The organism is Sulfurovum sp., assembly GCA_026990595.1.
GTDB lineage: Bacteria > Campylobacterota > Campylobacteria > Campylobacterales > Sulfurovaceae > Sulfurovum.
Genome location: JALXCZ010000011.1, coordinates 26,689 through 39,844, shown reverse-complemented (window position 1 = coordinate 39,844; position 13,156 = coordinate 26,689). Strand labels below are relative to the sequence as shown.

Genomic DNA, 13,156 nt, shown 5'->3' with positions numbered 1-13,156 from the left:
TAATGAAATGCTAATTGAACCCTCTGAATTCGAAGGCTTCAATGTTACTACTTTAATTCACCCCAAGAGTCTCCGACACTCACTGAGCACTCCAAAGGCACATCAAGTTCCAACACATTTTCCATGATATGCACAAAACGTCTACTGATCTCCTCAACTTTTTCCTTTTTAACCTCAAAAATGAGTTCATCATGGATCTGAAGGAGCATATGGGTATCCAACTCCTCTTCTCTTATCATAGAATCTATCTGATTCATAGAAAGTTTTATAAGGTCAGCTGCTGATCCTTGAAACACGGTATTGACCGATTCACGCATGAAAGCAGCCTTTTGCATACCGTTAGCAGACTCATAGTCAAAAATACGTCTGCGTTTAAGAATGGTTTCTACATAACCATCTATCTTTACCCGTTCCTGAATACCTTCCAAAAAGCTTTTAACAGTGGGGAAAGAAGCAAAATAGTTGCTAATGATCTCTTTTGCTTCAGAAGAACTGATACCCAGTTCATCAGAGAGTTTTTTCGGTCCCATGCCGTAGAGTAATCCAAAGTTCACAGATTTTGCAAAATTTCTTTTCTCTTTCGCCTGTTCTTCTCCAAAGAGTATGGTAGAAGTAGCCAGGTGAATATCGACACCGTGTTGAAAAGCTTCAAGCAGTGCTGCATCCTGTGAGAAATGGGCAAGCAGTCGCAACTCTATTTGGGAATAGTCAATACTGACCAGTTTATATCCTTCTTTGGCAATAAATGCTTCTCTTACCGAGCGGCCCAAAGCAGAACGTACCGGAATATTCTGCAGATTCGGGTCTTTGGAACTCAAGCGGCCCGTGGCTGTACCTGTCTGAATAAAGGACGTGTAGATACGGCTCTTTTCATCCTGCTTTGCCAGTTTTAAAAGTGGATCCACATAGGTAGAGAGGATCTTCTGGTACTCTCTATATTCAAGTATCTTTGGAATGATCTCATGTTCATGCTTCAAGGATTGAAGCACTGCTTCATTGGTACTGTAACCTGTTTTGGTCTTTTTACCACCTTTGAGTCCTATCTGCTGAAAGAGTATTACACCCAACTGCTGCGTAGAGCGTATATTGAATTCACTTCCTGCTAACGCATATATCTCCTGTGTCAAGCTGCTTAGATCTGTACTAAGTGTTTTTTGCAGTGTTTGCAGTTTGGATTGGTCTACCTTAATGCCCAACTGCTCCATTCGGATCAACACATTAATGAATGGATATTCCACATTTTTCGCTTCTTTCAACAAATGTGTCAAAGATCCTAACTCCATCTTCTTTTTTATTGCGCCGTACAGCAGATAAGTCATCCATGCATCTTCTGCCGCATAGAAGGTGGCATCAGATATATCAACATGAGAGAAATTCTCCCCCTTCTTAACCATAGCTTTAAACGGTTTCATCTCATACTTGAAGAACTTCTTTGCCAAAGTATCCAGCCCGACCTTACTTCCGGGATCACTCAGCCAAGCCATGATCATTGTATCGGCATAGGGTATCATTTCTTCAAAATTGTATTGATTGTAGAGTAATGAGAAATCAAATTTTAGATTTTGTCCTACGACCCTATGTTTAAGAAGCTTTTTAAGTGCCAAAAGTGCATCTTCTAGTGCTACTTGATCCTCCACACCCAAATAGCTGTGCCCTATAGGTACATAGTAGGCTTTATCACTTTCGATACAGAAACTGAAACCAACCATTTTTGCTGTTTTGGTATTAAGTCCGGTCGTTTCCGTATCGAACGCAACAATAGTATCTGCCTCTATTTCATCAATAACACTGTTAAGTTTCTCTTTTGTGTCTAAAGTAATTGCTTTAAAAGTAAGGCTTGGTTTGACAGGTTCCACATATTCACGTTCACAGTCTGCCTCTTCCATCCCTACTTTGGCTTTACGTATAGCTTGTTTCATCTCATACTGTTCAAACTCTTCAAGCAGACAGGAGAGATAGTTTTTGTCTTCAAAAACAAAACTCTCTACATCTATATCAGCAAATACACTGTCACTCATACGCACTAAATCACGCGATAGAAATGCCATCTCTTTTCCTTCTAAAAGAAGTTTTTGGATACGTGGTGTTCCTGCATTCTCTATGTCCTCATAGATGGCTTCAAGGGTATGATATTTATTAATCAGTTTTGCTGCACCTACTTTTCCTATGCCTTTAACACCAGGAACATTGTCTGAACTGTCACCAAGAAGTGCCTGAAAATTGATAAAGTCTTTTGGATGTACCCCAAATTTGGCAATACATGCTTCTTCATCTACCTCTTGGCGCTTGACTGCATCATATATCACCACTTCACCATCATCAATCAATTGATACAGATCTTTATCATGTGAGACGATACATACTTTTAAGTTTTTTTCACGTGCAAACTTAGTCACCGTAGCGATGATATCATCTGCTTCGTAACCCTCACGTGTTAAATTTGCAAAGCCCATCTGTTCTATCCACTCAATAGCAACAGGAAGTTGCTTTTTCAAATCTTCCGGTGCTTCATCACGGTTATCTTTATATTCAGGAAACATCTCATTACGAAATGTTTTTCCTTTTGCATCTAAGGCAAAAACCAAATAGTCCGTACTGTGGTCACGACGTAATGTGTCTACAAGATTTACAAACCCTGTAAGTAATCCAGTAGGGAACCCCTCAGAGTTACGTAGAGGAGGAAGTGCAAAATAAGAACGAAAGAAGAAGCCGAATGTGTCTATGATGGTGATTGTTTTCAATGGAGAACCTGATTTTTTGTTTATTTTAACCTATTCTTTGTTAGAAAGCACTCTGAATTAATACGGATCGAGAGAATATAGAGAACTTTAAATCTAACTATGCTATTATTAATTATTATGATAAAAGCCAAACTTACTGCAAAGTAGGGACGGAAAGCTACGGATCTCTCGAAAGACCGCCGAGTTACTCAAACAAATACTTAAATAGCTATTGATTCGAATACATGTTTAAGTTACACAAATGAGGAAAAACTTTATAATGAACACGCATAATATCGGTACAGAAAACATTAACTATACCATAGAAAAAAAATATAGTAAATCAGCAAAAAAGTTTACCGAAAAAGAAGTGACTTTTGATGATACCCCTCTTTTTTTTCCAGACGGTTTTGAAAAAATATTTTTAGTGATCTATTTCATTACATTACCTTATATAGCCGGTCTTCTTTTCCTCTTTTTCTATGTAGCAGAAGGAAAACAGGAACTGTTCCTCTCACTTAATGAAGAGTCCTCTTTTATTTTGACATGGGCTATCGGCTACGAAATACTTGCCGGACTTGCTTTACTGTTTATCATTAAAAGTGCCATCTCTTTCAGTGTAGAAAATAGCCGTAAAGGCAGAAATAAAGAATTTCGTAGACCCTGACTCCTGTTTTTTCTGGACATTTTGACTATAAACTTTCTTTGAATAATGCATTATTTCAAAGGAATCAAAAGATGGGTCTTCTTAGCCTATTTAATTTTACAAAGCAAAATAAAACACCCTCCCCTAAAAAACTATACTAACTCTTTAGCTAAATACTTACCCGTATAAGAGCCTGTTTTTTTATATTCGTTTGCCAACTTCTCAGGTGATCCTGTTGCAATAATAAGCCCTCCTTTATTTCCGCCTTCTGGTCCCATATCTATGATATAGTCTGCATTTTTTACCATATCAAGGTTATGCTCTATAACCACAACAGAATTACCCAGTTCAACAAGATGATGCAATACACCTGTGAGTCTGTCAACATCTGCAAAGTGAAGTCCTGTGGTCGGCTCATCCAGAATATAAAGTGTTTTACCTGTATCCTTACGGCTGAGCTCTTTGCTCAGCTTGATGCGTTGTGCTTCTCCACCTGAAAGGGTCGTAGCATTCTGTCCCAAAGTAATATAGTCAAGCCCCACATCTGTTAAAGTTTTTAGCTTTGCAGCAATAGAGGGAATAGCTTTAAAGAATTCCAACGCCTCCCCTACACTCATTGCTAATACATCTGCAATAGATTTGCCTTTATAGAGTACTTCTCTTGTCTGAGCATTGTAGCGTGTACCATCACAGGCATCACACTTGACCAATACATCGGGAAGGAAGTGCATCTCTATCTTGATCTGTCCGTCACCTTGGCATTTCTCACAGCGTCCGCCCTTGACATTGAAAGAAAAACGCCCTATCTTGTAGCCACGGAGTTCAGCTTCTTTGGTTTGTGCAAAAAGTTTACGTATCTCATCCATGATGCCTGTATAGGTAGCAGGATTGGAGCGTGGTGTACGTCCTATAGGGCTTTGATCAAGATAGATCACTTTATCAAGTTTTTCAAGTCCTGTGATCTCTACGCCATCTACTTTATTGACCTTTTTTGCACGGTTAAGCAGTTCTCTGGCTACAGGAAGCAATGTTTGCAAAATCAGAGAGCTCTTTCCACTTCCACTCACGCCTGTCACACAGACAAAATTATGTAAGGGGATCTTTGCATTGAGTTTTTGAATATTATTGATGGTAACATTTTTGATCTCTATCCACTCTTTTTGAGACTTGTCATGAGAATACGTAATATCTTTTCTCCCGTACATATAGTCTGCTGTGAGTGTTTTTGCCTTTGCCAACTTCTTTGCATCTCCGGAAAAAACGATCTCTCCGCCATATGCTCCTGCTCCCGGACCTATATCCACTATGTAATCCGCTGCGGAAATAGTTTCTCTGTCATGTTCGACAACAATAACCGAATTTCCTTTCTCTTTGAGTGAATTAAGTGTTCGTATCAGCTTCATCGTATCTCTTTCATGGAGTCCGATACTGGGTTCATCCAGTACATACATGACCCCTGTAAGTCCACTTCCTATCTGTGAAGCAATACGGATGCGCTGTGCTTCTCCTCCGGAAATGGTACGTGCATCACGATTAAGTGTAATATAGCCTAATCCTACATCATAGAGGAAAAAAAGTCTCTCATGAAGCTCTTTAAGGATCGACTCTGCTATCATCTTCTGCTGATCACTCAAATGTGAAAAGCTCTTCTCATCTGCAAAGTAGGCATAACTTTTTTCAATAGGCATATCGATGATATCTGCAATATTCTTCCCTTCTATTTTCACTGCCAAAGAACGGGGTCTGAGCCTATGTCCTTCACACTTGTCACAGACTTTCTCTGTCATATATTCAGAAAGATCTTTCTCATCTTTAAACATGTCATGTGCAAATTTCACCACACCGGGCCACTCACGTTTGAGTTTATGGCGTTTCCAAGTAAAGTCAACGGTACCGCCTATACCGTAGAGTATCGCCTTTTGCTGATGTGCAGGCAGTTCCCCGTAAGGTACTTTAATGTCAATATCGTTCTGTTCACAGAAAGCATTAAGGAACTTTGTATAGTAACTCTTGTTAAAGCCATACATGATCTTTACAGCACCTTTGTCAATACTCAATTCCTGATCAATCACCTTTTTCAAGTCTATCGCATAACGGATCCCCAGCCCGTCACAGGCAGGACAGGCACCCTTTGGTGAGTTGAATGAAAAACTTACAGGCTCCAAAGGTTCAAAACTGAGTTTACAGTCAAAACATGCCAAATGTTCCGAGTAGTGCCAGTGTTGTCTGTCAAGCTCCAGTTCCTCATAGTTGAGCACCTCTATCTCCATCTCACCGTAGCTCTCTTTAAGTGCCTTCTCTACATCCTGTCCAATACGGTCACGGCTATCCTCTTTGACCACTACCCTGTCCACAACTACTTTAATGGTATGTTTCTTGGTTTTGGAAAGTTCTATCTCATCATCCAGACGTACCATCACTCCGTCTATCATGGCTCTAACATACCCTTTGTGACGAAGCGACTCCAGCATATCTGCAAAGGTACCCTTTTTCTCTTTGACAAGCGGTGCCATAATGACAAGTTTCGCACCTTCAGGCAGCTTAAGTACCTCTTCAATAATATCACTTGCACTCATTGATGAAATAGGCTTGCCACACTGGTGACAATGCTGTTCTCCAACACGTGCAAACAGTAAACGTAAGTAGTCATAGATCTCTGTGATCGTACCTACCGTTGAACGTGGATTTTTAGAAGTGGTTTTTTGATCAATCGCAATAGCAGGTGTAAGTCCCTCTATTTTATCCACTTCCGGTTTACCTACACGCCCAAGAAACTGACGTGCATAGGACGATAATGACTCAATATAACGTCTCTGTCCCTCAGCATAAAGTGTAGAAAAAGCCAAAGTGGATTTACCACTTCCCGAAATTCCGGTGATCACTACCAGTTTGTTTTTAGGAATACTGATATCTATATTTTTTAAATTATTTTCTTTTGCCCCGTAGACATGTATCATATCTTTTTTAACTGCCATTCATTCTCCAAACTTCTATTTTCTTTATCAAAACCACATTTTCTTAACAAGCATCAGAGTTGCAAGCAGATAGAGCACCAAAAGTGCCATTTTATGATGGTTGTCTTTTACATACTCTTTAAGCCATATACCAAAGCCCACCCCTACTAAAGAAGCTATTGCGACAATCAGACCATTGTTAAAATCGATCATTCCTGTACTTAATCTACTTATCAAACCTGCTATAGAGGAGAATACAACAAAAAACAATCCTGCACTGACTGCTTTTTTAATGGGATAATGCAGCAATCCTACCAAAAGAGGCGTTAAGATCACTGATCCACCAATCCCCAAAGCAATAGAGAAGATACCGATACCAGAGCCTATAACAAAAAGTAAACCTTTGTTCAATGTTTTTGTCTGTGTATCATCAGTATGGTGCTTGGAAAAGAAGAGTCTGACAAGTGAATAGAGCAAAAGTCCGAGAAAAAGAATTTGCAAGACTTGATCAGATACAAGATGGGTGACTTTCCCACCAATATACCCACCAAAAAATCCGCCTATACCCACAAAAATACCCTCTTCTACAATGAGAGAACCTTTTCTCCAATTCAGGAATGAACCAAATACAGAGCTAAAAACCATCTGTACAATAGAGATACCGATCGCATCTTTGATCTCAAAGCCAAGTGCAAGAAGAATAGGCACAAGTATCATTCCTCCACCTATACCAAAAAAACCTGACATAGTACCGATAAAGATACCTACCAGTAACAACTCTATGATCATCTGCTATACTCCAAAAAATTAATTTGGAATTATAGCATGATTTGCTACTGAATCCACATAAACTGAGAGAGGAAAATAATGGTAATAACAAAAGCAAAAGGCAGCACATGACTTTTAAAGACAAACGGCTGTATTTTGAAATAAACCTGCAAGCCACCGCGTAATCCAAGCCAGATACCTAAAAATGCTTTCAGTCCAAGGATCATTTGAAAGGTACTGAGTCCCTCTTTGCCTATGGGACCATAGATCTGAGAGATAAGATAAAGCCCGGTAACTACTGCAACAATAAGACTCGGTGGTACCACTTTACGAACATATTTCATAAAAGATTCACGTATCTTTGTATGTTCTTCAGCAGAAAATGCCTCTTTGATATGAACTAAAAAAAGATTGTCTACAATGAGAAACCCACCATAGATAAATGCTGCAAAAAGGTGGATAGTATGGATAATAAGATATGTCATGATTGACCTTTATAAATAAATTGCGGGATTATAATATAACCTTGGTTTAAAAGATTTGATATATATCAAATCTTTTTAAAAATCTCTTGAGAAAAGAAGCTGTAAACCGTCTCCCTCATTTTTGCAGCATCAGAAATAGTATTCACTTCATTTCTAAAAGCTGAAGCACCTTGATAACCAGCTTTTGAGTAGGTATGCAAATGCTTACGGAACATAATGGCTCCGTAGTCACCATAATGTGCTGTCATCTGGTCAAAATGCTCCAGTACCACTCTTCTCATAAGCTCTGTATCGACTTGCTCTTCTCCTGTTTTTATCTGATGGAATATCCACGGATTCCCTACAGCTGCGCGTCCTATCATAATACCGTCTGCTTTGGTGTATTCCAATACCCATTTTGCTTTCTCTACAGAATCAATATCACCATTTGCGATGACAGGAATAGTTACATTGGATTTTATTTCGGCGATCGCATCATAATCCACTGCCGCTTTATATTTACCTGCACGGGTACGCCCATGCACAGCAAGAAAATCTGCTCCTGCATCTTCAATGATTTTTGAAATCTGCATATGATTCTTTTCATTGAAGCCCAATCGCATTTTTACAGAAGTATACTCTTTATTGGAGTATTTTTTAATAGTCTCTATTACTTTTCCCATCTGATCAAGATCGGTAAGGAGTGAAGAGCCTTGTAGGTTATTGACCACCTTGGGTGCAGGACAACCACAATTCAGATCAATAACATCTACCCCGTCTTTTTTGTTAATGATATCTACCGCACGCTTAATAACGTCCAGATCTGAACCTGCGATCTGTATAGAATAAGGGGATTCAAGTTCACTTTTTTCCAGCATTTTATGGGTTTTTTTAGAGTTATGGGCAAGCGCATTGGAGCTGATCATCTCACTGACAGTGAGATCAACTCCAAATTTCTTGACAACTGAACGAAAAGGAAGATCTGTAAAGCCCGCAAGCGGGGCTAAAGCATAAATGGGTTTTGAAAAATCTAGTTTAGGCATCACTTATTCGAGGCAACTAGCAAATAGAATCAGTATCGATAAGGTCTTCTAATTTATAGTTCTTATGCTCTTTTTTAAGCTCATAAAGTGCTCTGAATTTAACAAATTCACTCTCTTCATGCTCTTCAAGGTAAGCCGCCACAGCATCTAAAAGCTCATATTCGAATAGAAGATAAAGATAGGCATTCTGCGCTTTAGGATTGTCTGTCTGATACTGTTTAAAAAGTGCTAAGTTCTCATCAGGTGTGAACTGCTTTTTTGTTACGTCTGCAATCTTGACAAAATCACTGCATGCCAGCTTCAGGGTAGAGACAAAATCATTTAAAATTTCACTGGTAAGCCCCATTTCTTCTTCATGGTTCACTCTTTCAAGCATCACCATAAAGTTCTTTACATCAAATACTTTTGCATATTTACGTGCTTTGAAAAATGTCTCCTTGCGCGCAAAGATCTCCAGTGCCTGCCCTCGTACCATATCGGAATAAGAAGAGGAAGATTTCATCACTTCCTCAACAAATTTTTCATCCGATTCCAAACGGTTGAGTCTGTTTTGTATTAAAAGCGGATTCCCCTCATTGAAAACCTTTGCCATTTTATGTTCTTTAAGGTCTATGAACTCACCATTTTTAATTTTATTGATAATATTCAATACTTTTGCCAATCTTGGACTAAGCCCTTCAACATTATCAAGGACATTAAGAGAGGATTTTCCCAACAAAGCTGCCGAACTGGCGATCTCTGTTATCGCATATTTCTGTTCTTTGGGCTCATTGACCAATGACCAGTAAAGGGCATCATCCAAAGTTGCTGCATCTCTTTGCCATTTTTTAAGTTTAAAATAACTTTTTAGACTGTAAAAAAGCATATGCACGATCGTAAAAGCCAGTAAAAGCAACATTGGTAATATTAACCAGACCGCTACCGGGAAATTGAAGTTAATACCCATGATCTCTACGACATAATTGTTTGGATTGATGGTATAGGCAAATGCACCGATAATAACACTCAGTGTCAGTGCTGCAAAAATATATAGACCCAATCTCATTTTAGCTCCTTTAGTTCTGTTCTTTTTCGTTGATCTCCCGGCATGTAATACAGAAACGTGCAAAATTCTTCACTTCTAGACGTGCTTTGCCTATAGGCTCTTCACACATTTCACAAATACCGTAAGTCCCTTTTTTTATTTTATCTAAAGCAAGTTCAATTTCGTTTAATTCTTTACGCTGTTGTACTAAAATCGCACTATCTACGATCGTTTCCGCAGATGCGGCGGCATGATCACCTTCATCACTCAGATCAAGGTCTCTCATCTCTTCCAATTCAAGCGTTGTACCTGTAAGGTTTTTTTCAATCTGTATTTTTCTTTCAGATAACTTTTGTTCAAACTCTTCTAATTCTTTTTTTGTAAGCATTTACTTCTTCCTGTTATTATTAAGTTTCTCACTTGCTATTAAGTAAAGCTCATAGCAAATTCAATCACTAAAGCTTTGCCTTTGGCAAGAATAAGTAGAACATCTACTTATGGTATGGATGATTATTGTTAATTGTAAGCCCTCTGAATATCTGCTCCAATAAAACAACCTTCACTAGTTTATGTGAAAGCGTTATTTTACCAAATGATACGGCATTATTACATTGACGCAAAAAACCCCTCTCAAAGCCGTATGCACCGCCAATGAAGAAATTTACAGTGACGCTATCCTTAAGCAATTTTGCAAAATCATGACTATCAACCTCTTTTGACGAAGGATCTAAAGCTATATTTACACCGGATTTCAAATATTTTTCCAAGGCTTTTGTATAAGATCTTTGAGCTGCTTGAGAAGAAATATCATGTGCTTTGGCTATTTCTTTGTCAAAAAGTTCTATCACTTCTACTTTGGCAAAAGGTTTTGCTATTTTTATATAGTGTTCTATAAGCCCTGCATAGAGTTTGTCTTTGCCTTTCTTGTCGATGATGATCACATTAATTTTCATGGTTTAGTTTCTCTCTTATTTTTGTAGCCAGTTGATGCACTGCCATGGCATAATAGGCACTATGGTTATAACGGGTGATCACAAAGAAATTCTTTGTTCCGTACCAAAGTTCATCATACGCCTTTTTATTGAGTTTTATCAACCTTACTTTCCCGTGATACCCCCACTTTCCATCTTTTGGTGTTATTCCTGTGAGCTGCTCACGGGTATAGGATTTTTTATAGCCTGTTCTGTAGCCTTTGAATCTTAACCCTTTATAACTTACCCGTGTTGCTACCGGTTCACCTCTTCTCCAGCCGTTCTTTTTAAAATAGTTTGCAATACTGGCAATGGCATCTTCGGCTTTTTGCAGTGTGATCCGTCCGTCACCGTTAAAATCCACACCATATGCTTCATAATTGCTCGGCATAAACTGTCCCAAGCCTATAGCTCCGGCATACGATCCGTAGACATCTTTTGGATCAAATTTCTGTGTATAGGCTAAATGTATGAACTTTTGAAGCTGTTTTTTAAAAAACCTGTTTCTGCGGTTTTTCTCAAAAGCCAGTGTCGTCAGTGTATCAAATACAGGATACTTCCCCACATGTCCTCCATAGACTGTTTCTATGCCTATGATCGCTGTAATATACTCCTTGGGCACACCAAACCTCTTCTCCACTTCATCAAACGTTTTGCGATACCTTTGAATAAATCTCACACCCTGTTCTACTCGGCTCGGATTGACCTTCAGTCTGGCATATCTGTCCCATGCTCCATATTTCGGATACAGTTTTTTCAGTCTTGCTATCTGCTCTGGTGTACGTTTGATTTTTTTTCTCGGACGAAAAAAAGCAAGCGGACGTTTCTGTATTTTTACATCTGAAAAAAGTGCTTCAAGATATGCTTTTTTAAAACCATAGGCTTTACTGACCTTATCAATGAATATGACTGTATTGGCATTTTTGGTATAATCTTTAGCCTGTACTGAAAGGGTAAGAAGAAATAATACTATAAGAAAAATTTTCATCAAGCTATCCAAGTTTTTTTGCTATTGTAACCATAATTTTTTTCAGTAAAGGTAAAAGGTAGAAAATGTCACAAATCAAGATCTTGTTTGTCTGTTTGGGCAACATTTGCCGCAGTCCGTTGGCTGAAGGCATTGCCAAAGAGATTTCCAAAACAAAAAACCTGAAATTTGAAATAGACTCGGCAGGCACAAGCAGTTGGCATGAAGGAGAAGTACCCTGTGCCGACTCCATAAAAATAGCCCATATGCATCATGTTGACATCTCCAAACTGCGTGCAAGACAGGTAAAAAGAACCGATAAAAATATTTTTGATCTTGTGGTAGCAATGGATGCAGACAATAAAAAGAAACTAGAGACACTGGGCTTTCGCAATGTCTATCTTTTAGGTGAGTTTGCAGATTATTTAGGTGCAGATGTTCCTGACCCTTACTTTTTCGATACCTTTGATGAAGGTATTGAAAATGTATATACTATGATAGAAAGATGTCTGACAGATCTTATAGAAAAGGTAGAGAACGGCACCCTCTGATTACTGTATCATCATACCTTCCACAGATACAAAACCCCTGCTACTGCCTTCCGTAATAGGAAATCAATGAAGCCTTGGACAAGGTATGTGCATTGATATAGTACCCTACTACAGGATCATTGGTATCACCTTTAACATCAAGCTTCTCCACATCCAAGGCATAAACGGTAAAAATGTAACGATGCGGTTTGTCACCTTTGGGAGGACAGGCACCGCCAAATCCTGCAGTACCATAGTCGTTGATGATCTCCAACACTCCTTTGGGCATTGCTTTGCCTGAAGCACCCGTAGGAAGCAAAGTGACATTTGCAGGAATATTCACCACGATCCAGTGCCACCATCCGCTTCCTGTAGGAGCATCCGGGTCGTACAGGGTCACTGCAAAACTTTTTGTTCCTTTGGGCGCACCGCTCCAAGAAAGTCCCGGTGAGATATTCTGTCCACTGCACCCAAAACCATTGAACTCCTGCACTTTCGCAAGCTGACCGCCAAAGTCACTGCTTTTTAGTGTGAAACCTTCCGCCAGCACTAATGTGATACTTAATATTACCAATAATATATATTTCATTATCACTCCTGTGTGTATTTCCTCTGAATAACCTAGAATTCAGAGAGTTCTATAAGGGAACCTCTAATAATAGGTGATACCCATAAGTATACCACATTCTAATCACACTCCAATACCTCACCAAGTTGTGCACCTACATCATTACCCCATTCCACCATTTGTTCAAAAATAGGTATAAGTTTTAACCCGTGTTCTGTAATGGTATATTCAACTTTCGGAGGTACTACAGGGTATACTTTTCTTGTAATAAGCTGGTGCTTTTCCAAATCTCTCAGCGTTTGTGTCAACATTTTTTGTGTAATACCATCTAATTTTTTACGAATTTCACCATAGCGTAAAGTTTCTTCTCTCAGGTACCAAAGTATAAGCCCTTTCCACTTTCCAGAGACCATATCAAGGGCAAAACCAAAAGAACATGTATACTCTTTGCCATCATATTTTATCTTCATTAGTATCCTTTTGGTATGTATATACCTTTTT

The 13,156-nt window shown here is 38.9% G+C and carries 13 protein-coding genes and 1 riboswitch; of the genes, 2 read left to right on the top strand and 11 right to left on the bottom strand.

Going from position 1 to position 13,156, the window contains the following annotated elements:
* Nucleotides 1–47: 47 nt before the first annotated feature.
* Complete coding sequence (gene polA / locus MVE01_RS03370; protein ID WP_472560755.1) at nucleotides 48–2,741, bottom strand: DNA polymerase I; 2,694 nt, start codon at nucleotides 2,739–2,741, stop codon at nucleotides 48–50.
* A gap of 116 nt (nucleotides 2,742–2,857) precedes the next feature.
* A riboswitch (cyclic di-GMP riboswitch) is annotated at nucleotides 2,858–2,933 on the top strand.
* 67 nt (nucleotides 2,934–3,000) lie between these two features.
* On the opposite strand from polA, the gene MVE01_RS03365 reads away from it, so the two are divergent.
* Nucleotides 3,001–3,387 carry a hypothetical protein gene (locus tag MVE01_RS03365; protein WP_472560754.1) on the top strand — a complete coding sequence of 129 codons (387 nt, stop codon included), beginning with the start codon at nucleotides 3,001–3,003 and terminating at the stop codon, nucleotides 3,385–3,387.
* A 131-nt stretch (nucleotides 3,388–3,518) separates the two neighbouring features.
* On the opposite strand, the gene uvrA is transcribed toward MVE01_RS03365, so the two are convergent.
* From uvrA to mltB, 8 genes are all read right to left on the bottom strand, one after another.
* A complete protein-coding gene (gene uvrA, locus MVE01_RS03360; protein WP_472560753.1) occupies nucleotides 3,519–6,341 on the bottom strand; it encodes an excinuclease ABC subunit UvrA in 2,823 nt (940 codons plus the stop codon).
* Between the two features lie 27 nt (nucleotides 6,342–6,368).
* Nucleotides 6,369–7,109 carry a sulfite exporter TauE/SafE family protein gene (locus tag MVE01_RS03355; protein WP_472560752.1) on the bottom strand — a complete coding sequence of 247 codons (741 nt, stop codon included), beginning with the start codon at nucleotides 7,107–7,109 and terminating at the stop codon, nucleotides 6,369–6,371.
* Nucleotides 7,110–7,153: 44 nt separating this feature from the next.
* The gene (locus tag MVE01_RS03350; RefSeq protein WP_472560751.1) at nucleotides 7,154–7,573 is read right to left on the bottom strand and encodes a hypothetical protein; all 420 of its coding nucleotides are present in this window, start codon (nucleotides 7,571–7,573) and stop codon (nucleotides 7,154–7,156) included.
* A gap of 65 nt (nucleotides 7,574–7,638) precedes the next feature.
* Nucleotides 7,639–8,595: a tRNA dihydrouridine synthase gene (locus MVE01_RS03345; protein ID WP_472560750.1), complete on the bottom strand. Its 957-nt coding sequence runs from the start codon at nucleotides 8,593–8,595 to the stop codon at nucleotides 7,639–7,641.
* Nucleotides 8,596–8,611: 16 nt separating this feature from the next.
* The gene (locus MVE01_RS03340; RefSeq protein ID WP_472560749.1) at nucleotides 8,612–9,640 is read right to left on the bottom strand and encodes a hypothetical protein; all 1,029 of its coding nucleotides are present in this window, start codon (nucleotides 9,638–9,640) and stop codon (nucleotides 8,612–8,614) included.
* Between the two features lie 10 nt (nucleotides 9,641–9,650).
* Entirely contained in the window at nucleotides 9,651–10,007 is a 357-nt protein-coding gene (gene dksA / locus MVE01_RS03335) for an RNA polymerase-binding protein DksA (RefSeq protein WP_472560748.1), read from the bottom strand.
* A 103-nt stretch (nucleotides 10,008–10,110) separates the two neighbouring features.
* Nucleotides 10,111–10,572, bottom strand: a complete 462-nt coding sequence (locus MVE01_RS03330; protein WP_472560747.1) for a 23S rRNA (pseudouridine(1915)-N(3))-methyltransferase RlmH — start codon at nucleotides 10,570–10,572, stop codon at nucleotides 10,111–10,113.
* Nucleotides 10,562–11,578, bottom strand: coding sequence for a lytic murein transglycosylase B (mltB, locus tag MVE01_RS03325; protein WP_472560746.1), 1,017 nt, complete (start codon nucleotides 11,576–11,578; stop codon nucleotides 10,562–10,564). Before mltB ends, MVE01_RS03330 begins: the two co-directional genes overlap by 11 nt.
* Nucleotides 11,579–11,643: 65 nt before the next feature.
* Here mltB and MVE01_RS03320 point away from each other — a divergent pair, with 65 nt between their 5' ends.
* Nucleotides 11,644–12,108 (top strand): low molecular weight protein-tyrosine-phosphatase, encoded by a 465-nt coding sequence (locus tag MVE01_RS03320; protein WP_472560745.1) that lies wholly within the window; start codon nucleotides 11,644–11,646, stop codon nucleotides 12,106–12,108.
* Between the two features lie 40 nt (nucleotides 12,109–12,148).
* Here MVE01_RS03320 and MVE01_RS03315 read toward each other — a convergent pair whose 3' ends face one another.
* A complete protein-coding gene (locus MVE01_RS03315) occupies nucleotides 12,149–12,676 on the bottom strand; it encodes a YbhB/YbcL family Raf kinase inhibitor-like protein (RefSeq protein ID WP_472560744.1) in 528 nt (175 codons plus the stop codon).
* Nucleotides 12,677–12,774: 98 nt separating this feature from the next.
* Nucleotides 12,775–13,125, bottom strand: a complete 351-nt coding sequence (locus tag MVE01_RS03310) for a winged helix-turn-helix transcriptional regulator (protein WP_472560743.1) — start codon at nucleotides 13,123–13,125, stop codon at nucleotides 12,775–12,777.
* Between the last annotated feature and the right edge of the window lie 31 nt (nucleotides 13,126–13,156).